The organism is Nostoc sp., assembly GCF_036917315.1.
Classification (GTDB): Bacteria; Cyanobacteriota; Cyanobacteriia; order Cyanobacteriales; family Nostocaceae; genus Nostoc.
On record NZ_JBALDR010000048.1, the window covers coordinates 26677 to 46693 of the forward strand.

Consider the following 20017-nt stretch of genomic DNA (forward strand, 5'->3'; position numbering starts at 1 on the left):
GCTTGGGATGTTCGGGATAAAACAAAGAAGAGAAGAAACAAATGAAACTTGCACCCTTACTTACAAGCGTAGCCTTAGTTGGTTTTTTCACAGTTTGGGACGTACCATTAAAGGCGATCAATCCGTTATTAGTACAGGCATCAGCAGCCGAAGAAATGTCTGTAGCACAAAAAATAGACTTGCTTACTAAGAGTAAGGGTCAAATTGGTAGTGGCGATCAACTGCGTCGTTTCTTTTTTGCTGACTTGGAACCAATCGGTATCCAGGTAGGTGGTGCAGGTCATGTAGTTAACCTTTATAACAAAGCTAATGATGTCACATTCGCTTACTGTTCGCATTACGATGTGATTGTTGCCATTAAAAAAGGTAAGATAACTAAATTTGAACCTAGCGAAGTGAAGTAATAATAAATCCACTTTCTAATTAATATTTTGCTGAAACTAGAGTCGCAATTTGATTGTATCTAGGTTGCAATATACGAAGAAAATCCCGGAGTCACGGAAATGTCTCCGGCTTTATGCTGTGCGTTTACGCTTGAGAAAAAGTCTGATTTAGTCCTTCTCAAAAATTTATTAAGTTTCTGGAAGAATCAGGTCAAATAGAAAAGTTAAAACATGAAATCTTTTTTTATTTTGCCATTAAGCTCTTATTTAATTATTTTCGTTCCAGGTATTTTACAATGAGGCTTTTAAAAGCGATCGCCTGCGAATCAAATTTGTTTAATAGCTATTAAAGCAATTATTCTATGCTACCTCATAGGTAATTGGTAGCAGTTCCAGATTAATGTAGTCAATGATTTTCCTTTTTTGAAAAAATATAAAAATCATATAATCCAGCCAAAAAACTCAGCAAAAACTAAACCTTAACCAAGATCATATTGAACCTTAATGATTAGAAAAAATATTCTTAATATTATTCAAATACACTCTTGTTAAGATAACTCCAAATACAGATTATAACCTTAATTTTTGACTTTTAATGGGCAAATCTAAGATCCTTAACTCTTGGTTAATTGGAATCAAATTTGGAAATAATGGGTTCAAAAAAATGTGTGAACCTGTAGCTAGATGTAGTTTTGAGATTTCTAAATCTGACATCAAGTTCTCACATATCCTAATTTCACAACTTGAACAAATAGTAATTCCAACAATCTTGAGTTAAGTTTTGCTAGCCTGTTTACAGTCAAAAGTTTAGTAATTAGTATTTCGGCTTTGCAAATTTTTCTGCTATATAAGCAAAGTAAGATAACGCAAACTAATCTTAAATCTCAGCCTAGCAAAGTTAGCTTTGTTTGTGTCGTACAAGCTTTTAGTCAGATAGCAATTTGCATATTTAGAGTGTTCTCAAAAGTTTAACAGGTTTCAATAAGGAGAAAATTCTCATGGCTCTTTACGGCTATACCATTGGAGAGGATCGTGACGGCAACGCTAGTAATGGCAAGCAACTTGATGTTTACCGCTTTTTAATCCCTTCTGGCCCTAAAGGTTCTATTACCCCTACAAAAGTAGGTACAGTCAATATTGCAGGTACTGTTGCTAACGCAGATCTAGAGGGTTTGGCAACTAACCCCACTACCGGAAGGGTAAGTGCAGTTAACGAAGCACGGGCTACTGCTCTTCCAAATAATCCAGGTCCTGTTATTATCGTTAATAATGTAGATCAGCCTTTTGCTCCAGCCCAGGTCTCACCAACTCGTACACCATCTAACCTAGTGCGTTTTGGATTTGAGTCAGGTGCTGGCTTTAGTAAACAACAAAATGCTCTGTACAACATTTCAGGAAATAAAACTGCTAATCTTGGTGGAGAACCAGTAGGAAGCTCACTTTATAAAATTACTACAGGTAATCCTGGAACTATTAGCCTTGTAGACGCTTTTGGCGCACCTACTACTGCTGCACAAATACAAGGAACTCAACCTACTAACCCTGGAAAATTTGCCGATGGATTAGCTATCGACAATCTCAATCCTGGTAGAACTCGCGCTTTTGCTAGCGATTTTCATACCTCTGATGGAAATGGCAACAATCTTTATAAAGTCGATCTACTCACTGGTCAGCTATCTGCGCCGATTGCTCTGAGAAATTCTTCAGGACAACCTTTGAATGTCAACGCAGATTCTGATTTGTCATTTACTAACTTAGGTTCTCAAAGATTGATCGGTTGGCTGGAAACTGGTGCTGTCTATGAGATCACAGGCTACCAAGATGAACTTGCTGCATCAGGTCTAGGTTTAGGTAGTGCCACAGGTACTAATGGCGCTGGCTTTGCAACTGCCACCTTAATTGGTAACGTTACTTTACCAAATGCTTTGGCATCACAACCCGTTCAGTATGAAGGCTTTGCAATTGCGAATGAATAACAGTCGTTAAGATGCTCTTTCTTCAACTCTTGTAAAAAGTACTTTTGCAAGAGTTGAAGAAGCGAAAAATGAAAAAAGTCTTATCTGCTAAAGTACTTCTGCTTTAGCAGATAAGACTAACCGGGTTTTTATTTTTAATTTTATTAAACAGATATTTTAATCTTTAAGTTAGTATACACAATTATAGTGGTGTAATCCAATAGATAATACCTCGAATAGCTTGTTTTTTAAAACCAAACAGAGGTAAGCTTTCTTCAGATAAACCCACATAAGTCCAATGTGGAACATCATTTTCTACAGTTTGAAACCAACCATTTTGATTAAGAGCTTTTCTCTGTTCTTTACTGCCTACGCGTAAATCAATTGCTAATCCCCAGACATGTTGTGAAGTTCCGGGCGGTGCAACTAAACCGAGAATTTTTGTTTCTTTACCCTGTTGAACTTTTGCTAAGACTTGATTGTTAGCATATTTATTCCAAAATTTTAAATTAGTATTGAAAGTGCGAGTACAATCACCAGAACCATAACCAGATTTTAGCGGAATTTGTTGCTGGACTCGCGCTTTATTTAAAGCATCAGCCGCCGATTTTTGTAAGTAACAGTCGTTAGTGTTATCAACATGACCCATTGTTAAAGTAGCTTGAAACTCTTGGGTTTCTTGTTCATTAGCAAAGATATTTTTTAGCGGTAGTTTAATTCCAATATCGGGATTTACGAATACCGCACCATAGCTTCGCAGCAAAGTATATTCATAAGTATCAGGCTGGGGAATTGTAGGTAATTTTCTAGCGATCGCAGATAAAAAACGCTGTTTAGCATCTAATTTTGGATCGGGAATAAATGGTTCTGATGTTGTTTTAGAGGTATCTATACAAGGTAATGAATTATTGAGCGAGCATTCTTGTAATGGTTGAGCAGTTCTAGCAACTTTGTGGTGGGTAATCTCATTGCTAGCTACTAATACAAAAATCATCAAGATAACGATACTGATGAAACTTGTCTTTCTAATAAATCTAGTAATATTTTTTTGATTTCTGAGGGTGAGTTTCATATTTAATAATTATTTAGCGAACAAGAATAAAATTAAAAAACTTTTAGCTAGTATTGATTATTCATGACTTAAAACACAGATAATTTGTCGACATTGAACTATCGGTTAATCCAAACTAGAGAAAATATTTAATACAAACCAGTTATAAATTAATTTATGCTGGCTAACGATATGAACAATAGCTGCGATCGACAAACCGGAACGTTGTCACAAATTTTAAAAAATGAGATTTTTCACCTTACTACTAAACTTAAAAAATGGAACCTTGCTTTTAATTGAGTACTAGTAAGTTTGATAACTTTTTTATTAGAAAGTTACATCCATGAAACCACTGGAACAGTTAAAATTGAAAAGAACTCTAAGCTTGCCGATCCTGTAAGTATGACCATGCACAATTCCGTTGAATTCCAAGACGCTTTTGATGTCATAGTCGTCGGTGCAGGTCACTCCGGTTGCGAAGCAGCTCTCGCCTCTGCACGCCTCGGTTGTCGTACCCTGTTATTGACGCTCAACTTGGATAAAATCGCTTGGCAACCTTGTAACCCAGCAGTAGGTGGCCCAGCCAAATCCCAGTTGACCCATGAGGTAGACGCACTCGGCGGGGAAATTGGTAAAGTAGCAGACCGCACCTATCTGCAAAAACGTATCCTCAACTCTTCACGGGGGCCTGCTGTTTGGGCATTACGCGCCCAGACGGACAAGCGCGAATATGCAGCGGTGATGAAAAATATTGTTGAGAATCAAGAAAACTTGACAATCCGTGAAAGTATGGCAACAGACTTAGTGCTGGGTGCTAACGGTGAAGTTATCGGCGTTGAAACTTATTTTGGTGTAGGGTTCCAATGTAAAGCAGTCATCTTAACAACCGGCACCTTCCTGGGCGGCAAAATTTGGGTTGGTAACAAATCAATGCCAGCCGGACGTGCTGGAGAATTTGCAGCGGAAGGATTGACACAAACCCTAAATCGCCTGGGATTTGAAACCGGCAGACTTAAAACTGGAACTCCAGCACGGGTAGACAAGCGATCGGTAGATTATAGTAAAATGCTCATCCAGCCAGGCGATGAAGATGTGCGCTGGTTTAGCTTTGACCCAGATGTTTGGGTAGAACGGGAACAGATGCCTTGCTACATCACCCGCACAACCACAGAAACCCATCGCCTGATTCAAGAAAATTTGCACCTGTCGCCAGTTTATGGCGGTTGGGTGGAAGCCAAAGGGCCGCGCTATTGTCCCAGTATTGAAGATAAGATTGTCCGCTTTGCCGATAAGGAAAGTCACCAAATCTTTATTGAACCGGAAGGAAGGGATATACCCGAACTTTATATTCAAGGGTTTTCTACAGGGTTGCCAGAAAATTTGCAACTGCAAATGTTGCGCACTCTCCCCGGTTTGGAAAAATGTGTGATGCTGCGTCCCGCTTATGCAGTGGAATATGACTATTTACCAGCAACTCAGTGTTACCCCACACTGATGACTAAGAAGATTGCCGGACTGTTTTGTGCAGGGCAGATTAACGGCACCACAGGTTATGAAGAAGCTGCTGCTCAAGGGCTGGTGGCGGGAATTAATGCCGCTCGATTTGTTCGCTCTCAAGAAATGATTGTCTTTGCCCGCGAGCAAAGTTACATTGGGACGCTACTTGATGACCTGTGTACAAAAGACCTACGGGAACCTTACCGGATGCTCACCAGCAGGTCAGAGTACCGATTGCTATTGCGTTCTGACAATGCCGACCAACGCCTGACACCCTTGGGACGGGAGATTGGTTTAATTGACGATCGCCGCTGGGATATGTTTACTCAAAAACAGGGTAATATCACCACAGAAAAACAAAGATTGCAAGCCACACGAGTTAAAGAACATGATGAAATTGGAATAGCGATCGCATCTGATACCCAACAAGCAATTAAAGGTTCGATTACCCTCAATGACTTGTTGCGGCGTCCAGGATTACATTACGTCGATCTCGACAGGTTCGGACTGGGAAACCCCAACCTCAACCGAGCTGAGAAAGAAGGCGCAGAAATTGACATCAAGTATTCTGGCTATCTTGCTAGGCAACAAAATCAAATTGACCAAATTGCCCGCCAAGCGCACCGTCAGTTACCTGGGGATTTAGACTACACAACAATTGATACTCTTTCTAAAGAGGCACGGGAAAAGCTAACTCACATAAAGCCACTCACCCTTGGTCAAGCTGCACGTATAGGTGGTGTAAACCCAGCCGATATTAACGCCTTATTATTATATCTAGAATTGCGTAGAAGCAAGAGCCAGTCGGAGTTTCCAGCGTTAGCTTAACACAAGCTTGATAAAGACTGAGTATAGTAGTAGGAAGAGAGATTGGTATGATAGATGACATAAACATTAGTAGTGTCATCATCAACAATCCCCAGATGAAAGTTGAGTTTAATACCAACACTCAATCAACTTATCTCAATCAGATGGGGGATTGGATGTTTCATTATTCAGGAGGCAGTGTTTCGACTACGCTCAACAACCACGCAGGAGTAACCCACGCACAACTGCATAGGATTGGCGCAAGACCGGAGGCGGAGCGGCTCCTCTGTTTGTATCTTGCCCAATGCATCTCAATACAATTCTTCTTTTTAAACAGGGTAATCACCCAGGACTAAAGTTTTTATTCATACTTATTTCTTTCAGTAAGAACTGCCCTCTACCTATTGCCTTCTCTGATAATCCTAATTTCCAGGCAGTAGGGGTGGCGTTTCCTCGTCCAAGCAACAACCCAGAACGTCTATGTTACAAGAAGCCAGCACCCGTCTCATAGTACCAGAACCATCAGAAGACTTAATCACCAACGAGCCTTGGTCGATAGAAAACTATGCTGATGGCCTAATGGATGAACTCTTTGCCGATATCGACTACATTCTGGATGCTAGTGGTAATCTACCTTCTCAAACTGTTAGGCACAGTAGTCAGAACAGATCGAGCCACTCTGTTGCTGGAGTTTCCGCCCAAGCTCAACGCCAATCGCCTCCAGAATACGTTCCTCTGCAAACAGTTACGATACCACAGATTACTTTGAACCAAGGAGTACAGTCAGTTGCTCAGGATAACCACAAGCAATTGAGTACCGTTGTATTTGGCACCTCTACTGTTAAATCAGTTAGTAGAAAGCGTCAGAAAACTAGTTCGGTTTTGGGCAAACTGCTAATTGTAGGAACAACTTTAGGCGTGGCGATCGCTAGCACGATCTACTTAGTGCAGTCTGGAGTCGTATATCTTTTAAATAACAAATTGCCTGAGTCAGCGCTTCTATTACCGCAATCGCAGTCACGGTTGCCAGTAAAAACAGAAATAGAGGCAGAGTTAGTTGACTATATGCTCCAAGCGCTGGCTGTTATAGATAAGCAAGGAGCAAAAAGCAATCAAAAATCTTTCTATCCAGGATTCTCCAGTCAGGCAAATACTAACCAAATAGCCCTTGGTCGCCAACAAGTAACTGGTAATCTACCAGCACTTCCACTTCTAGCTAATAATACACCACCAGCCCCCAATCGTTCTGGAAGTGTTGTTGAGCGTATCTATGTCCCCGTTTATCAAGCGCCGTCACCAATGCGCTACGCCCTTCCAGCCATTCCGGGGACTCCCACACTTTTACCACAAGTTGCCAGTGCGTTACGGGTATCTCAACCTAATGTTGTGAAAACTGCCCTGAATACAGTTCGACAAGCTGCCAAGCCTGTAACTGTCAATATGTTAGCTGCGGCTGTACGAGCCGAACTCAAACCGGTGGCAGCAAAAACTGCACCCATTAGCGTGCGCCAAACACCCAAACCTCTGCCTGCATTACCAGTAGTTCCATTGCGTGCTGCACTCGCACCAGAGTCAGAACCAACTATTACCCAAGAACAAGTATATCCGGCAACTGCGATCGCAGTTGCTCCGAGTAATACCTTAGAGGGATTGCTAGAGTTGGGCAACAAATCTGCCGCTTTGTTTAAAATTGATGGTGTGACTCGCCGCATCAATATGGGCGAAAGTATCGGCTCAAGCGGTTGGACACTAGTAGATGTCAGTAATGGCGAAGCAGTCATCCGACGTAATGGTGAAGTGCGATCGATTTATGCAGGACAGAAACTATAAATTTTTTAACCCACTGCATGATTGAGGAGAGTTTAAAGATTAAACTTCATCTATCACCATTAACAGTACTACGACCAGCAATAATTGATTGAAATAATTCGATTGCGTCAAATAGTTCTCTGTCTCTATCTGCACTGTTAGGATTGCCTGCTGATATGTAGCCTAGCTAATGCGATCGCGCCTTAATAGTTTTAATATTATCAGCTTTATTGATAGCAAGATCGCTTTTACCTCCAGCAGACTCTAGTAACTCTTGAGCAAGGATTACTTTTTTGAGAATTTGCCGATTGATTTCAGTAACTTTGATACTTTCAATGTCAACTTGTGTAAATACTGTTGTTAAATCTTTATTAAAATAAGTTTCAACTAAATCATCTAGTGATGATATAGTTTTGTCCTTTTAAAAAGTACTTGCATAACCCTTCACCCAATAATGGTTTTTCTCAAAACGGACATCTAAAATTGGGTAACTCCCTAGCTTAATATCAAATTTCATTGGATTTGTCTGCTTTTCTAGCTTAAGAATTACGCATTCGCTACACTGCTATTAACCCAAATGTTTAGGCGTAGTCTAGTCGTAGACATCGCTCTGTCAATAAAAAAAATAACTATTTACTGTAAATAGCTGGAAATTTTGTCTAATTATCTCATAAATCAGTGAAAGACCACAACGTTTAATCAATAATAAGCAGAAAATCAGGTGTGTGGTGAAGAATTGGAAGACAGTATTGAATTTACCTACCTAAAGATGGTTCACAGAAATAATTTTCAATGTTACAACTATAATTTGTGTTTATTATAGTTACACTATAGTGACTATTTGGAAACCTAGATTTTGCATATATCTTGCTTAAGCAAGATATATTTAGCTAAAAAAGTTAGTTTGCTAATTGATGTAATCCTCAAATCTTACCAATATGAAACAACCTAACTATTTTCAAAATAATTCTAAAAACTCTTTAAGAGACAAGTATCATCTTTACAAAGGCGAAAAGCTGAATTGGCTTCAAGTAACTCTTAGGCTTGAAAGGTCAATTATCTCTATTATTCTTCCTTGGGTAATTTTTTGTACTATATATGGTACTTTCATCTCATTTTTAGCCCATTTAGGATTACCAATTGCATTTTCAGATTCCAGCAATATTCTTACCAATGCTGTTTTAAGCTTTAATATTGGCTTTACATTACTATTAGTCTTTCGGACTAATACGGCTCATGATAGATTTTGGGAAGGTCGTCAACTATGGGGAGCTTTAGTTAATACATCGCGTAATTTAACTCGTGGAATTGCAATAATAGTTAAAGAGAAGACACCAGAAGATAAATTAGAAAAGGAAGCAATGCTTCGGTTAGTAACTGCTTTTGCAGTTGCAATGAAGTTACATCTAAGATCGGTGCCTTTAGACACTCAGTTGGCATCATTAATGTCTGAAAAACAATATTTACAACTCCAAGATAGCGATCATCCGCCACTACAAATTGCTTATTGGATAGGAGATTACTTACAGTATCAGCACGATCGAAATTGCCTAAATGTCTATCAATTAACTACTATGCATAATTGTGTAGATGATTTAGTTGATATTTTAGGTGGTTGCGAACGCATTTTAAAAACACCGCTGCCTTTGATATATACTATTAAACTCAGACAACTGCTATTAATTTTTTGTCTTATATTACCTTTAGAAATTGTGAGCTTTTTAAATTGGTGGACTGGTATAGTAATGGCTTTTGTAAGTTTTACATTATTAAGTATTGAACAAATTGGCTCAGAAATTGAAGAACCTTTTGGGTTTGATCCTAATGACTTACCTTTAAATACTATTTGCAATACAATCTCCAACAATGTTGAAGAATTAATCAAGCTTACTTCTAACAATGTTCGTTATTAAATTTATAAATAAGTTTTACCAGATAAATATTCTGATGATAAAAGAGAGGCTTTTCCTTTATTAAACATAGAAAACTACTTGCTTGGCTGAAAAATGCGATCGCTTAATAGATAGTTCGCCAAGCTTTTACCGTTCCTTTACCAATTTCGCTATCAACAGTTTGACCTCCTTCCAAGACTAGTCTGATATCTAAATTCTCATCTGGAGCATTTTTCAAAGCAGTGGCTAATTCTTTACTGACAGCAAAGGTGCCATTTGAACCGTCTAATTGAAAAACTTTTTCTCTGACCTTGAGCAAAAGTTTATCGACTTTTTTAGTTGTGACAAATCTAAAATAGTCAGGTCTGGGATACACACGACCTGCGGTGTAGAAAGAAGACATTGCTTGACCGGAATTTACTGTTACGAGTACTCGAATGCTCGAAGGTGTCCACAAACTAATAACTTGCGTTGAACCCTCACGAAATAAATAGCCACCTAAAGAATTGCGATCGAAAACTGCAACAAACTCCCCTTCAAAGGGGTCAACAATTTTTACGGCTTTTGACCAAGGCACATCCATTTCGGGGGACAGTCCAGCCGATTTGACTATTGGCAAATCGCTTGATGCTTGCGCAAGAATAGCTATTTTTTGAATAGTCAAAGCAGCACAATGTTGAGGGGAAATTATAGCCAAGCTAGCCCCAAAAAGAAGAACTGGAATTGTTTGCGGTAACTTCATCATAAGTCAGGGGTATAATCTTCAAATGGTTCTTACTGCAAAACAGTTTGCCTCACTTCAACTGGTTCACCCGTCAAACTAAAAGGACGAACTTCGGTAATTTTTACCTTCACTAACTGCCCTTTGAGTTCTTTGATGTTACCGCTAAAAAAGGTCAAACGATTACCGCCAGTGCGTCCCATTACCTGGGTTGGATCTTTAGGATTTTGGTCTTCTACTAAAACTTCTTCAATGCGTCCAAAGTAACGTTGCGATCGCTCTGCTACTTTCAAGTTTCCCAGATGATTGAGCCGTTGCAGGCGATCGCTTTTAATTTCTTCACTCAGTTGATTGTCCCACAAAGCGGCTGGTGTCCCTGGACGCGGCGAATATGCTGCTGTATTCAACATATCAAAGCCAATATCTTCCACCAGTTTCAGGGTATTTTCAAACTGTGCTTCTGTTTCCCCAGGAAAACCGACAATTACATCGGCACTAATCGAGGCATCTGGCATATACCGCCGAATGGTATCGATAATCCGGCGATATTTTTCATGGGTATAACCCCGCGCCATCGCCTTTAAAAGTTCGTTATCCCCAGATTGAAAGGGAATGTGGAAGTGTTCGCACACTTTGGGTAACTCAGCACAAGCTTGAATTAATCTCTCAGTAAAATAACGGGGGTGACTAGTAGCAAATCTTAGCCTTTCAATCCCCGGCACATCATGGACGTAATAAAGCAAATCTGTAAAGTTGTGCAGATGCCGACCTTCTGGTGTCACTCCAGGTAAATCTCTACCGTAAGCATCAATATTTTGACCGAGTAGAGTAATTTCTTTGTAACCTTGCCGTCCTAATTCTTCCATTTCAGCCCGGATAGCTGACGGCGTGCGAGATTGTTCGACACCGCGCACGTTGGGAACCACGCAATAGGTACAGCGTTCGTTACAGCCGTAAATCACATTCACCCAAGCTGTCACTGTACTATCTCGTCGCGGCTGGGTGATATCTTCAATAATGTGAACTGCCTCGGTTGCGACAACTTGGTTGCCCTCAAATACTGACTCCAATAAATCTTTCAGACGGTTGGCGTGTTGTGGTCCCATTACCAAATCTAATTCTGGCACTCGCCGCAACAGCGCTTCTCCCTCTTGCTGGGCAACACAACCAGCAACGATGAGGGTTAAATCAGGCTGCTCGTGTTTACGCTTTGCTTGTCTGCCAAGGTAGGAATATACCTTTTGTTCAGCATTATCCCGAATGGTGCAGGTATTGTAGAGAATCACATCTGCATGATTCGGATCTTCACACCACTCAAAGCCCATGTCTTCCAAAACGCCAGCCATGCGCTCTGAGTCAGCTTTATTCATCTGACAACCGAAAGTAGTAATGTGATATTGGCGTTTAGAAGTGGTCATGGGGAATTATGCTGAATCAGCCTAATGTTATGTAAGGTTTATTTCTATTCTATAACGCTCTTAAGCTGCTTCAGGAGTACTGAGTATCTTCCCTCAGATAAACATTAAGGGACGAGGGAATTCGCTCGGTAATTGTTGACCTTCAGGAATTGGGGGCAAATGTCACAGCCGAACAGTGGTATTTTGGCTTTTTGGTCAAACTGGAAGACCAACTGATGTTTGATACAGATGTGGTGAGTTGGTGGCAAGAACACGAACATCTGGGAGTATCACAACGGCTGACACTTAGAGCTTGTTTTACTTCCCAATTCTGACTCTGAGAATTTACCAATTCTGCTGTATTAACCTTGAGTTTGCGCTAACCAAGCTTCTAACGTTATCAAACATAGACAGGTATTATATCAGCGAGGTCTTGTCTATCACAAAGAGATTTTAGTAATGAGCGATGTCTATGACGGGTGGTTCCTGAGCGCAGCCTCTCGTAGAGAAGGGCTACGCCTACGCCCGAAGTTGAGATAAAGCGATCGCCTTTATAATTTGATGGTGCGATGTCTACGACGGGCTACGCCTACCCACTATCATTTGCTAGACACAAGGAATAAGCAAAGTTTTATAACAAAAATCATGAGTTTGTTAATGAAAATCATGAATTTGTTAATGAAAATCATGAATTTGTCAATAAAAATCACGAGTTTGTCAATGAAAATCATGAGTTTGTCAATGAAAATCATGATTTTGGTGACGACAGCTTATATATTTACGTGCGTAGGCGTAGCCCGTCGTAGACATCGCTCTTGCTGTAATCTGAAAAAGTGCGTTACCGAACAGCCCGTCATAAACATCGCTCATTCATCACCAACACTATAAATACTTCTGCAACAATAACCCTAACTTTTCCTTCGTCGCGGCTGGTGCTTTATCCAACTGAGTCAAAATCGCATACTGCAACGCCGAATGCGCCTCACTGGTTGGCGGATTTTCACTCAAGCGCCGCACAGTTTCTTGAATCACCTTTTGAGCATTCACAGCATTCCGCAGCAAATTGCCAATCACCAATTCCACCGTCACACTGTCGTGATCTGGATGCCAACAATCATAATCTGTCACCAGTGCTAAAGTTGAGTATGCAATTTCCGCTTCCCTTGCCAACTTCGCCTCTGGTAAATTCGTCATGCCAATGATTGTTGCATCCCAACTGCGGTAAAGATTCGATTCAGCCTTAGTGGAAAAAGCTGGCCCTTCCATGCACACATAAGTACCGCCGCGATGGAGAGTAACTTCTGGTAAATTGAGAGATGCGATCGCATCTGCCAAGACAGCAGCCAAGTTCTTACAAATCGGATCGCCAAAGGCAATGTGAGCCACAATTCCCTCACCAAAAAACGTTGAAATTCGATTTTTCGTTCTGTCGATAAACTGATCTGGCACTACCATATCCAGTGGTTTCGCCTCTTCCTTCAGGGAACCCACAGCACTAGCTGAAATTAAATACTTTACGCCCAATTGCTTCATCGCATAGATATTAGCGCGAAACGGTAACTCAGAGGGTAAAAGCGTGTGATTGCGGCCATGACGCGCCAAAAAAGCTACCCGTGTACCATCCAAAGTCCCCAGAATCAAAGCATCAGATGGTGAACCAAAAGGAGTCTCGACTCGCACCTCTTCGACATCTTTGAGGGCATCCATTTTGTAAAGACCGCTACCACCTATAATCCCAATACTAGCTTGAGCCATGATTCTGAACCTGTTCCTTGCCGATCTACTCAGTTATTTTATCGAAAAGGGGAGTAGCAGAAAACAAAGCGATATCTACGATGAGCTAGGCGATCGCATTTTGTACCGCGAACACTATTGAATTATTACCCATTTATTATTTATTCAGGTACAGATAGCAGCGATCGCCTACTTATTCGAGCATTAATTAATAATTTTTAGCAATCAAATTTCCGATAATTTTTAGAGATTAAATGCTTATGATTAACCCTTAAGTCAATTGTCACCATAATGGATAATCGATGCTTCATGTATACAAATGTTAAATAGACGCACTCCTACGCAGGGAAACAAAGCAAGCGTTATACTTTTGGGAAAAGGCTTATTTTAACCTTTGCTTTTAACATTTTCATAAATCAATGACTCTCAATTTTCGCTTTGCGGTAGTCAGCGACTTACACCTGGCACTTCCTCACACAATCTGGGATCATCCTAGCCGCTTTCATCTGGTAGAAGTAAGTATCTCAGCATTTAAAAGTGTACTAGAACATTTAATACAACTCGATTTAGATTTCCTGTTGTTACCAGGAGATTTAACCCAACACGGCGAACCAGAGAACCACGCTTGGTTACAACAATGTTTAGCTCAACTGCCTTTTCCTGTCTATGTAGTTCCTGGTAATCATGACGTTCCTGTGCTGTTGGCCGATCGGCAATCAATTGCTTTTGCGGATTTTCCTTACTATTACACGAAGTTTGGCTATGACGATCCCCAGCAAATGTACTACATTCGTCAGTTGTGGCCTGGAGTTAAGCTGATTGGACTGAATTCTAACTCCTTTAATGACCAAGGCGAGCAAGTGGGATGTTTAGATACCAAACAGCTACGGTGGTTAGAAGAGGTGCTGGCAGCATCTGGTGATGAATTAGTTTTGGTGATGGTGCATCATAATGTGGTGGAGCATTTGCCCAATCAATCGAACCATCCACTAGCAAATCGTTATATGTTGTCCAATTCAGCAGAACTATTGCAGCTGCTGAGGCACTACGGAGTCAAGCTAGTGTTTACCGGGCATTTGCACGTTCAGGATATTGCTTACTCAGATGGAGTATATGATATTACCACTGGTTCATTAGTGAGCTATCCTCACCCTTACCGAGTGCTAGAGTTTCATCGGGATAACCAAGGTAAAGAATCGTTGCAAATTTTATCCCATCGCGTAGAGTCAGTGCCTGAGTTTCCCGACTTGCAACATTCATCACGGCAGTGGATGGGCGATCGCTCTTTCCCCTTCTTAATCAAGCTACTAACTCACTCTCCATTAAACTTACCGTTATCACAGGCAAAAAAAATAGCTCCTGGTTTGCGCGATTTCTGGGCAACTATTGCGGATGGGGATGCAGTATTAGATTACCCTCATTTTCCCCCAGAAGTGCGGCGCTACATTCAGACATATAGTGCAGCATCACAGCCCAATCCAGGTATCGCTACTAATGGGAATTTGACGATGATTGATAATAACAGCACACTTTTGCTGAATAAGAGTTAGGAGTTAGAAGGTGATTCATCACTCCGGACTCAGCACTTAGCACTCATTACTGATTTTGGCGACAAATTCCAAATGCTGAAGTGTAGGCGTGTAAGAAGGTTCTACCACCAACAGGGCCGATTTCACCGCCACAGAAAAAGCCACCTACAGGAATATCGTTAAGGTAGCGCTGAAATAGTTCAGAATCAAAGTTGGGTTTACCATAGAGTCCTTCACCTCTTCCCAGACAAGAAAACATCAAAGCAGCTACGGCAGAGGGTTCAGATTCTCGTTGGTGTTGATAACTTTGGAGGAGTAATTCGAGGTCTTCAGCAGAGGCTTGGGCATCGCGGAGGTGGAATTGCAGCCTTTGACCAGGACGGACGCGATCGCCAATTGCGATCGCCCCAGCATTTGGATCGACCCCAAGAATACCACGAATTAAAAAATCTCCTTGCTGCAAAGCCAGCTTAAATTCATCCATTGCCACACCAACAAACAGAGAATGCTGTGCTAAAATCCGTTCTTGTTCGCTGAGACTAGCAATCAAATCTCGCAATACTACCAGAGGCACTTTCTCATCTAACTCTAGAATAATATTGCGATCGGCTTTTGTAACTTGTAATGGCTTGCCAATTGGTCGGCATCCTTGGGCGACAATCGTTTCCAAAACAATATTGCCAGTCAAAGCTATACCTACAGTCCCCTCGCGATACAAATTTTGCTGTTCCTCACCGTTAGTATCGTTACAAAAAAGGGCAACACGACCACCCATACCTCCACCACTAGCCTGTCCCCCCACGATCGTCGATCCTGGATAAGCGAAATCCAGCCCCTGCAACAAATCGTTGATTCCAGAGGCGAAAGAACTAGACAGCAAAATGAACTGCGGTGTCGGTGATGGTGGTACACCGATCAAATCAAGCCAAGCATCTGGTGAACTGTCTAAGTCAGGTAATTCTTCAGCAACAACATGAAAAACTTGAATATTCACTCCTGGAAGGTGTGCTAAAGTCAAGCTAATAGCTGGTTTGGCTTCCAATTCTTGGGTTTCTCCGCTAACTGTCGTCCCAATTACACCACCACCACTACAGCCAATTAGCACAGGTACAGAAAGTTTTTCAGCTAACAAGGGTAACAGTCGGGAATACTCACTCGCAAAAGCAGACGAAATGAATACCAGTCCTAGATCCGCAGGTGCTGTTAACGATGAAACAGCTCGTTCTACCACATCTGTAACAGCGGCTTCCAGAGAATGACGGGTTGATAGGGCATTTGCCCACTGCATTTGGTCTGCCATGAGTTTTGAGCTTCTTTCTCTTTTTAGGCTAGTAGATTTTGACTTTTTATTTTGGGAAGAATTGCATCTTACAAGAATTGATGCCAGCCCTTTGTCTCCTCCATCCCAAGAAGTTGGGGTTGTCATTCCCTAATATAGGCATCTAAATATATTGTATGATTATTTATCTATGCTACTAATTCCACAAAATCTTAAAAAATAAAGGTAAATGTACTATAGATACGGTAGCTTGCTGTATTGGTTATAAATCAATAAGCTAAAACACTAACTTATGATTGGCTAAATGGTTAGAATGGTTAGTAATCAAGAGAAAAACTGCCATTTCTGAACATTTTCTATACTAGTATTAACAACACACAACGAGACTAAAGCTAATGACCAACATCCAAGAAACAGCGAAAGGCGACATCCAAGAGAAAATCCAAGAAGAAGTGGAACAAGCGCGTACTGTCTGTGATATTAACGGTAGCAACTCACCAGAGTGTGCTGCTGCTTGGGATGCAGTAGAAGAATTGCAAGCCGAAGCTTCCCACAAGCGCCAAAGCAAGCCAAAAAACTCTCTAGAACAGTATTGTGATGACAACCCAGATGCAATTGAATGCCGGGTTTACGACGACTAGAAATTGAGGCAACTGGATTTTCTGTTGTTTGGTCAGCAAATAACCAGTATTGACTAAAGAAGACGCCTAGAGTGGAGGACGTGGAAACTCACCAGTGTCCTCCACTCGCAAGCGTTTTATTTAAACCCCCGATTTTAGTCGTGGAAACAAAAAGTTAATTCCTTATTTTAATCAAGATGCTTCTCCCAACGAGATAAGTTGCGATTTCCATAAATTAAACAACCAATTAATTGGTATTAGGGGCGTACATCTGTACGCCCCTATAAATTTTTTATAATACTCGTGACTTCTAGTCATACGAGGTTCAATAAACTATTATCAAGAAGAATTCAGGATGAATGGGAGTTCGACTGACTCCTGAATAAAAGGGTTTAATATCCCTGCCTTATTTAGCAGTCTACAATCCATTAGTGGTATAAAATCCTACTTGATTGATCATTTGAACTCCTGACTTCTTTTTTATCTATTGTTTGAGAAAAAATATGGACTATAATATTTGGTTTCGACCTTTCATCTGGATTGATTACCGACTGGCAGTATTATTCCTGGTAATTATTCCGCTAGTTCTTCTAATTTGGGCATTTGTACAAAAAGCAGAAGGCATACAACGCTTATTGGCTATATACTGGCGAGTATCAAGCTTGGTGGCAATCACGATTTACTTAATGATTGCCCAGTATCCAGTTAGCTTTATCTCTGGGTTGATAGCTCAGATTTTGATCCCGATTTCGCTGTGGTTCTGGGTAGATATCAACGATGAAATTGAGTATCAAACCAGTGGATCTTTGAAACTGATTTTTACCTCTTGGCGCTGGGCGACAACTGTTTATTGTTTTTTGGGCGCACTAGCCTTTATCCCTTTTTTGGGTTGTGCTTTTTCTGGCAATATCCTGAAGACTGCTTATTGTCGCGTCTGGTTTGAGATTCCGTTATTATTCAAAGAATATTTTCATGCTAACAGCAAGGCTGAGTTCTTAGGTTTTCTTGGTATAACTAGTTTAGTCATTTATGTGGTTTACTTAAGCTATTTTGTTCTGATTAAGCTGGGCAAACAGGGACGTTCAGCCACACCACAGTAACCGTTGCTGCATCACGTGACCCTTACTCTAAAAAAAATGAATTCCATTGGCAAGCGACTGGAACAATACACCGCTAAACGCACCAAAGAAGTCCTAATTGTAACGGTGGAAATTGCTGATGAGCAAGATACAATTGCTATTTTCAAAGGCTTTTCCAGTTCTTTGATGCGTCCAACGGCATTTGATGCAGATGTACCTGTTCTACCAGATGGGGCAAACATCCTCAACATTGACCGAGTAGCCAATCCTTACAATCCTGAAGCACCCCGTTATATTCAACAAGGAATTTCTTGGGAAGCTATGGAAGCTTTATTATTAGAAGTAGGTGTTTGACTAATTACTAATTCGTAATTCGTTCGTAATTTTGGTGTAATTAAGTAAAATGCCTACTGCTGCTCAAGTAGCAAGTTTGTATCGTATTAGCTATCAACTGACGTATATCATGCTTCAACCCATATACCTCATTTGTGTTGATAATCGGACTCGTAATGTATACATCCTTGCTGGGTATGACGAAGAGATTGAATTCCAAATTTTACCCAACGGAGAGTTGTCTGATGAGCCGAATTAATTACGATTTAATGTCTGATGTTGAATTAAAACAGTATTTTCTCAAGCATCGTGGGGATCAAGCTGCTTTTCAAGCATACTTGGACAGGATTAATCAGCGTCCACGTAGGATTGTTGCAAGCCCCAACGATCCCGATTTTGATCAGAAGGTTCAAGCAGCGATTCGCCAAAAGCTAGAAGCAAGCAGCAAAAAACAGCAAGAAGCAGACTAACACTGCGTTGGATCGGGACTGACCAAGAGTGATCTGTGAGAGCCAAAGAAAGGTCATCTACTTTTTTATGAATTACCACAACATTATTACGATTGAACCTGGAAAACGCAGTGGTAAACCCTGTATTCGGGGAATGCGAATCACTGTTTATGATATTTTGGAGTATCTTGCTAGTGGAATGACTGAAACAGAAATCTTAGAGGATTTTTCGGAATTAACTTCCAAAGACATCAAAGCCTGTTTAGCTTTTGCTGCTGAACGTGATAAGAAGTTCTTTGTGGATAAATCAGTTAATTAGAATGAACCCAATTGATGATATCAAAATATGTAGTAATCTATATATTGTTCCTGACGACAAAACTAAACAGGAAGCGTATTATCTAGTTTTTGAAATTCTTGTGAATGGTCAGAGGCTAACTGACTTTACATACTATGCAGTGAACTTAGAGGAGTTAATTCAATCTATTGATCGGGACGGTCAATTTTATATCATCACATGTTGGTGTGGCGTTCCAGAGTGTGCTGGTGTTACCAAAGGCGTAAACGTATTTCATAATCAAGATTTGATTCGTTGGACTGTTATTCAACCAGAACCGTTACGAACGTTAACATTTACTAAAAAAATGTATGAAAATGCAATTCGTACAGCCGTCAAGCAAGGTAAGAAACTCATTGCAGAGGCAAAGTACAGCAGTAATCAAAACCTTGAAGTTGTTCCAATGCAGAATGAGGGATTGATTGCACTGGAATAACGCTTGTGCTTAAGCAAAGAAGTTTGGACTAGAAGATTGCTTGGCTCAGTGAATAATCAGATATGATTTAGATATGGAGTTTGAGTGGAATGAGTTAAAAGCAACAGCTAACCTAACAAAGCATGGTGTCAGCTTTGAAGAGGCTAAGACCGTTTTTGATAATGTGCTAGCAGTTATTTTTGATGATGAAGCTCACTCAGTAAATGAGAAGCGAGAGATTATTATTGGGCACTCCCGAAACAATCGCTTGCTATTGATTTCTTTCACCGAACGTTCTAATATCATTCGCATTATCAGTGCCCGTTTAGCCACTCGAAGGGAGCGTGAAGATTATGAACAAAACGCCTTTTGAGGAGTCACACAATTCAGATGACGAGCTTCTAGCTGAGTACCACTTTGATTATAAAAAGGCGAAGCCCAACCGCTTTGCTGCTCAAAGTAGAAAGCAACTGCTAAAAGTTGTGGTTCTAGATGAAGATGTCGCTCAAGTTTTTACAACACCAGAATCGGTCAATAAGGTGCTAAGGGCACTAATTGAGTCAATGCCACAAGTTACAGACGGCGACACAGCCTAACAAGTCTAATGCAACGGATGAACGAAAGCCGCTGGTGCTGAGTTTAATGTTACTTACATCCGTTGGCTAGGAACGTTATCTTGAAGAAAGCAAGCTACAGATTTGTCTAAATTCTTGTCTGAAACTGTGTTCAA

General features: G+C 40.7%; 23 protein-coding genes. 18 read left to right on the forward strand and 5 right to left on the reverse strand.

The features are described 5' to 3' along the window. Positions 1-41: 41 nt before the first annotated feature. Together V7K84_RS21455 and V7K84_RS21460 are read left to right on the forward strand one after the other, a co-directional pair. Complete coding sequence (locus tag V7K84_RS21455; protein WP_334840988.1) at positions 42-404, forward strand: hypothetical protein; 363 nt, start codon at positions 42-44, stop codon at positions 402-404. 977 nt (positions 405-1381) lie between these two features. After that, the gene (locus V7K84_RS21460; RefSeq protein ID WP_334840989.1) at positions 1382-2359 is read left to right on the forward strand and encodes a water stress protein WSP1; all 978 of its coding nucleotides are present in this window, start codon (positions 1382-1384) and stop codon (positions 2357-2359) included. A 181-nt stretch (positions 2360-2540) separates the two neighbouring features. Here V7K84_RS21460 and V7K84_RS21465 read toward each other — a convergent pair whose 3' ends face one another. Continuing rightward, on the reverse strand, positions 2541-3410 hold the full coding sequence (locus V7K84_RS21465) for a D-alanyl-D-alanine carboxypeptidase family protein (RefSeq protein WP_334840990.1): 870 nt from the start codon (positions 3408-3410) through the stop codon (positions 2541-2543). 381 nt (positions 3411-3791) lie between these two features. Between V7K84_RS21465 and mnmG the strand changes: the two genes are divergently transcribed. The 3 genes from mnmG to V7K84_RS21480 all read left to right on the forward strand — a co-directional run bounded on the left by mnmG (position 3792) and on the right by V7K84_RS21480 (position 9415). Continuing rightward, positions 3792-5714 carry a tRNA uridine-5-carboxymethylaminomethyl(34) synthesis enzyme MnmG gene (mnmG, locus tag V7K84_RS21470; RefSeq protein WP_334841488.1) on the forward strand — a complete coding sequence of 641 codons (1923 nt, stop codon included), beginning with the start codon at positions 3792-3794 and terminating at the stop codon, positions 5712-5714. A gap of 459 nt (positions 5715-6173) precedes the next feature. Next, complete coding sequence (locus V7K84_RS21475; protein WP_334840991.1) at positions 6174-7523, forward strand: hypothetical protein; 1350 nt, start codon at positions 6174-6176, stop codon at positions 7521-7523. Between the two features lie 917 nt (positions 7524-8440). Then, positions 8441-9415: a bestrophin family protein gene (locus V7K84_RS21480; protein WP_334840992.1), complete on the forward strand. Its 975-nt coding sequence runs from the start codon at positions 8441-8443 to the stop codon at positions 9413-9415. 103 nt (positions 9416-9518) lie between these two features. Here V7K84_RS21480 and V7K84_RS21485 read toward each other — a convergent pair whose 3' ends face one another. Beyond that, complete coding sequence (locus V7K84_RS21485; RefSeq protein ID WP_334840993.1) at positions 9519-10139, reverse strand: hypothetical protein; 621 nt, start codon at positions 10137-10139, stop codon at positions 9519-9521. A gap of 29 nt (positions 10140-10168) precedes the next feature. After that, complete coding sequence (miaB, locus tag V7K84_RS21490) at positions 10169-11533, reverse strand: tRNA (N6-isopentenyl adenosine(37)-C2)-methylthiotransferase MiaB (protein WP_334840994.1); 1365 nt, start codon at positions 11531-11533, stop codon at positions 10169-10171. Between the two features lie 149 nt (positions 11534-11682). Here miaB and V7K84_RS21495 point away from each other — a divergent pair, with 149 nt between their 5' ends. Beyond that, positions 11683-11847, forward strand: a complete 165-nt coding sequence (locus V7K84_RS21495) for a hypothetical protein (RefSeq protein WP_334840995.1) — start codon at positions 11683-11685, stop codon at positions 11845-11847. 547 nt (positions 11848-12394) lie between these two features. Here the strand turns inward: V7K84_RS21495 and V7K84_RS21500 are convergent. Then, positions 12395-13267, reverse strand: coding sequence for an S-methyl-5'-thioadenosine phosphorylase (locus V7K84_RS21500; protein WP_334840997.1), 873 nt, complete (start codon positions 13265-13267; stop codon positions 12395-12397). Between V7K84_RS21500 and V7K84_RS21505 the strand changes: the two genes are divergently transcribed. Both V7K84_RS21505 and V7K84_RS21510 read left to right on the forward strand, forming a co-directional pair. Further along, entirely contained in the window at positions 13266-13388 is a 123-nt protein-coding gene (locus V7K84_RS21505; RefSeq protein ID WP_334840999.1) for a hypothetical protein, read from the forward strand. The genes V7K84_RS21500 and V7K84_RS21505 overlap by 2 nt on opposite strands. A gap of 277 nt (positions 13389-13665) precedes the next feature. Beyond that, on the forward strand, positions 13666-14796 hold the full coding sequence (locus V7K84_RS21510) for a metallophosphoesterase family protein (protein ID WP_334841001.1): 1131 nt from the start codon (positions 13666-13668) through the stop codon (positions 14794-14796). Positions 14797-14842: 46 nt separating this feature from the next. Here V7K84_RS21510 and V7K84_RS21515 read toward each other — a convergent pair whose 3' ends face one another. Continuing rightward, positions 14843-16075 (reverse strand): FIST signal transduction protein, encoded by a 1233-nt coding sequence (locus V7K84_RS21515; RefSeq protein WP_334841003.1) that lies wholly within the window; start codon positions 16073-16075, stop codon positions 14843-14845. Here V7K84_RS21515 and V7K84_RS21520 point away from each other — a divergent pair. The 10 genes from V7K84_RS21520 (at position 16074) to V7K84_RS21565 (ending at position 19883) form a co-directional block, all read left to right on the forward strand. Then, the gene (locus V7K84_RS21520) at positions 16074-16208 is read left to right on the forward strand and encodes a hypothetical protein (RefSeq protein WP_334841005.1); all 135 of its coding nucleotides are present in this window, start codon (positions 16074-16076) and stop codon (positions 16206-16208) included. The genes V7K84_RS21515 and V7K84_RS21520 overlap by 2 nt on opposite strands. Before the next feature lie 241 nt (positions 16209-16449). Further along, entirely contained in the window at positions 16450-16695 is a 246-nt protein-coding gene (locus tag V7K84_RS21525) for a Calvin cycle protein CP12 (protein WP_069074399.1), read from the forward strand. Positions 16696-17177: 482 nt separating this feature from the next. Beyond that, entirely contained in the window at positions 17178-17774 is a 597-nt protein-coding gene (locus tag V7K84_RS21530) for a DUF3177 family protein (RefSeq protein ID WP_334841007.1), read from the forward strand. Positions 17775-17810: 36 nt separating this feature from the next. Beyond that, positions 17811-18107 (forward strand): DUF7734 family protein, encoded by a 297-nt coding sequence (locus tag V7K84_RS21535; RefSeq protein WP_334841008.1) that lies wholly within the window; start codon positions 17811-17813, stop codon positions 18105-18107. Positions 18108-18156: 49 nt separating this feature from the next. Beyond that, entirely contained in the window at positions 18157-18345 is a 189-nt protein-coding gene (locus V7K84_RS21540; RefSeq protein WP_099099501.1) for a DUF6888 family protein, read from the forward strand. Next, positions 18332-18556 carry a DUF6887 family protein gene (locus V7K84_RS21545; RefSeq protein WP_334841010.1) on the forward strand — a complete coding sequence of 75 codons (225 nt, stop codon included), beginning with the start codon at positions 18332-18334 and terminating at the stop codon, positions 18554-18556. Before V7K84_RS21540 ends, V7K84_RS21545 begins: the two co-directional genes overlap by 14 nt. A 67-nt stretch (positions 18557-18623) precedes the next feature. Next, on the forward strand, positions 18624-18854 hold the full coding sequence (locus tag V7K84_RS21550) for a DUF433 domain-containing protein (protein ID WP_334841012.1): 231 nt from the start codon (positions 18624-18626) through the stop codon (positions 18852-18854). Position 18855: 1 nt separating this feature from the next. Next, a complete protein-coding gene (locus V7K84_RS21555) occupies positions 18856-19308 on the forward strand; it encodes a hypothetical protein (protein ID WP_334841014.1) in 453 nt (150 codons plus the stop codon). A gap of 73 nt (positions 19309-19381) precedes the next feature. Further along, positions 19382-19660 carry a BrnT family toxin gene (locus tag V7K84_RS21560; RefSeq protein WP_334841016.1) on the forward strand — a complete coding sequence of 93 codons (279 nt, stop codon included), beginning with the start codon at positions 19382-19384 and terminating at the stop codon, positions 19658-19660. Continuing rightward, positions 19641-19883 carry a hypothetical protein gene (locus V7K84_RS21565; RefSeq protein WP_334768627.1) on the forward strand — a complete coding sequence of 81 codons (243 nt, stop codon included), beginning with the start codon at positions 19641-19643 and terminating at the stop codon, positions 19881-19883. The genes V7K84_RS21560 and V7K84_RS21565 overlap by 20 nt, the downstream gene beginning before the upstream one ends. Positions 19884-20017: the final 134 nt, after the last annotated feature.

Bases quoted from the DNA above. Each gene is read 5' to 3' on its own strand.
- V7K84_RS21565 (WP_334768627.1), top strand. From the start codon at position 19,641: ATGAACAAAACGCCTTTTGAGGAGTCACACAATTCAGATGACGAGCTT.
- V7K84_RS21505 (WP_334840999.1), top strand. From the start codon at position 13,266: ATGATTCTGAACCTGTTCCTTGCCGATCTACTCAGTTATTTTATCGAA.
- V7K84_RS21515 (WP_334841003.1), bottom strand. From the start codon at position 16,075: ATGGCAGACCAAATGCAGTGGGCAAATGCCCTATCAACCCGTCATTCT.
- V7K84_RS21480 (WP_334840992.1), top strand. From the start codon at position 8,441: ATGAAACAACCTAACTATTTTCAAAATAATTCTAAAAACTCTTTAAGA.
- V7K84_RS21475 (WP_334840991.1), top strand. From the start codon at position 6,174: ATGTTACAAGAAGCCAGCACCCGTCTCATAGTACCAGAACCATCAGAA.
- V7K84_RS21520 (WP_334841005.1), top strand. From the start codon at position 16,074: ATGAGTTTTGAGCTTCTTTCTCTTTTTAGGCTAGTAGATTTTGACTTT.
- V7K84_RS21460 (WP_334840989.1), top strand. From the start codon at position 1,382: ATGGCTCTTTACGGCTATACCATTGGAGAGGATCGTGACGGCAACGCT.
- V7K84_RS21510 (WP_334841001.1), top strand. From the start codon at position 13,666: ATGACTCTCAATTTTCGCTTTGCGGTAGTCAGCGACTTACACCTGGCA.
- miaB (WP_334840994.1), bottom strand. From the start codon at position 11,533: ATGACCACTTCTAAACGCCAATATCACATTACTACTTTCGGTTGTCAG.
- V7K84_RS21535 (WP_334841008.1), top strand. From the start codon at position 17,811: ATGAATTCCATTGGCAAGCGACTGGAACAATACACCGCTAAACGCACC.
- V7K84_RS21455 (WP_334840988.1), top strand. From the start codon at position 42: ATGAAACTTGCACCCTTACTTACAAGCGTAGCCTTAGTTGGTTTTTTC.
- V7K84_RS21555 (WP_334841014.1), top strand. From the start codon at position 18,856: ATGAACCCAATTGATGATATCAAAATATGTAGTAATCTATATATTGTT.
- V7K84_RS21545 (WP_334841010.1), top strand. From the start codon at position 18,332: ATGAGCCGAATTAATTACGATTTAATGTCTGATGTTGAATTAAAACAG.
- V7K84_RS21485 (WP_334840993.1), bottom strand. From the start codon at position 10,139: ATGATGAAGTTACCGCAAACAATTCCAGTTCTTCTTTTTGGGGCTAGC.
- V7K84_RS21465 (WP_334840990.1), bottom strand. From the start codon at position 3,410: ATGAAACTCACCCTCAGAAATCAAAAAAATATTACTAGATTTATTAGA.
- V7K84_RS21550 (WP_334841012.1), top strand. From the start codon at position 18,624: ATGAATTACCACAACATTATTACGATTGAACCTGGAAAACGCAGTGGT.
- mnmG (WP_334841488.1), top strand. From the start codon at position 3,792: ATGACCATGCACAATTCCGTTGAATTCCAAGACGCTTTTGATGTCATA.
- V7K84_RS21560 (WP_334841016.1), top strand. From the start codon at position 19,382: ATGGAGTTTGAGTGGAATGAGTTAAAAGCAACAGCTAACCTAACAAAG.
- V7K84_RS21525 (WP_069074399.1), top strand. From the start codon at position 16,450: ATGACCAACATCCAAGAAACAGCGAAAGGCGACATCCAAGAGAAAATC.
- V7K84_RS21540 (WP_099099501.1), top strand. From the start codon at position 18,157: ATGCCTACTGCTGCTCAAGTAGCAAGTTTGTATCGTATTAGCTATCAA.
- V7K84_RS21500 (WP_334840997.1), bottom strand. From the start codon at position 13,267: ATGGCTCAAGCTAGTATTGGGATTATAGGTGGTAGCGGTCTTTACAAA.
- V7K84_RS21530 (WP_334841007.1), top strand. From the start codon at position 17,178: ATGGACTATAATATTTGGTTTCGACCTTTCATCTGGATTGATTACCGA.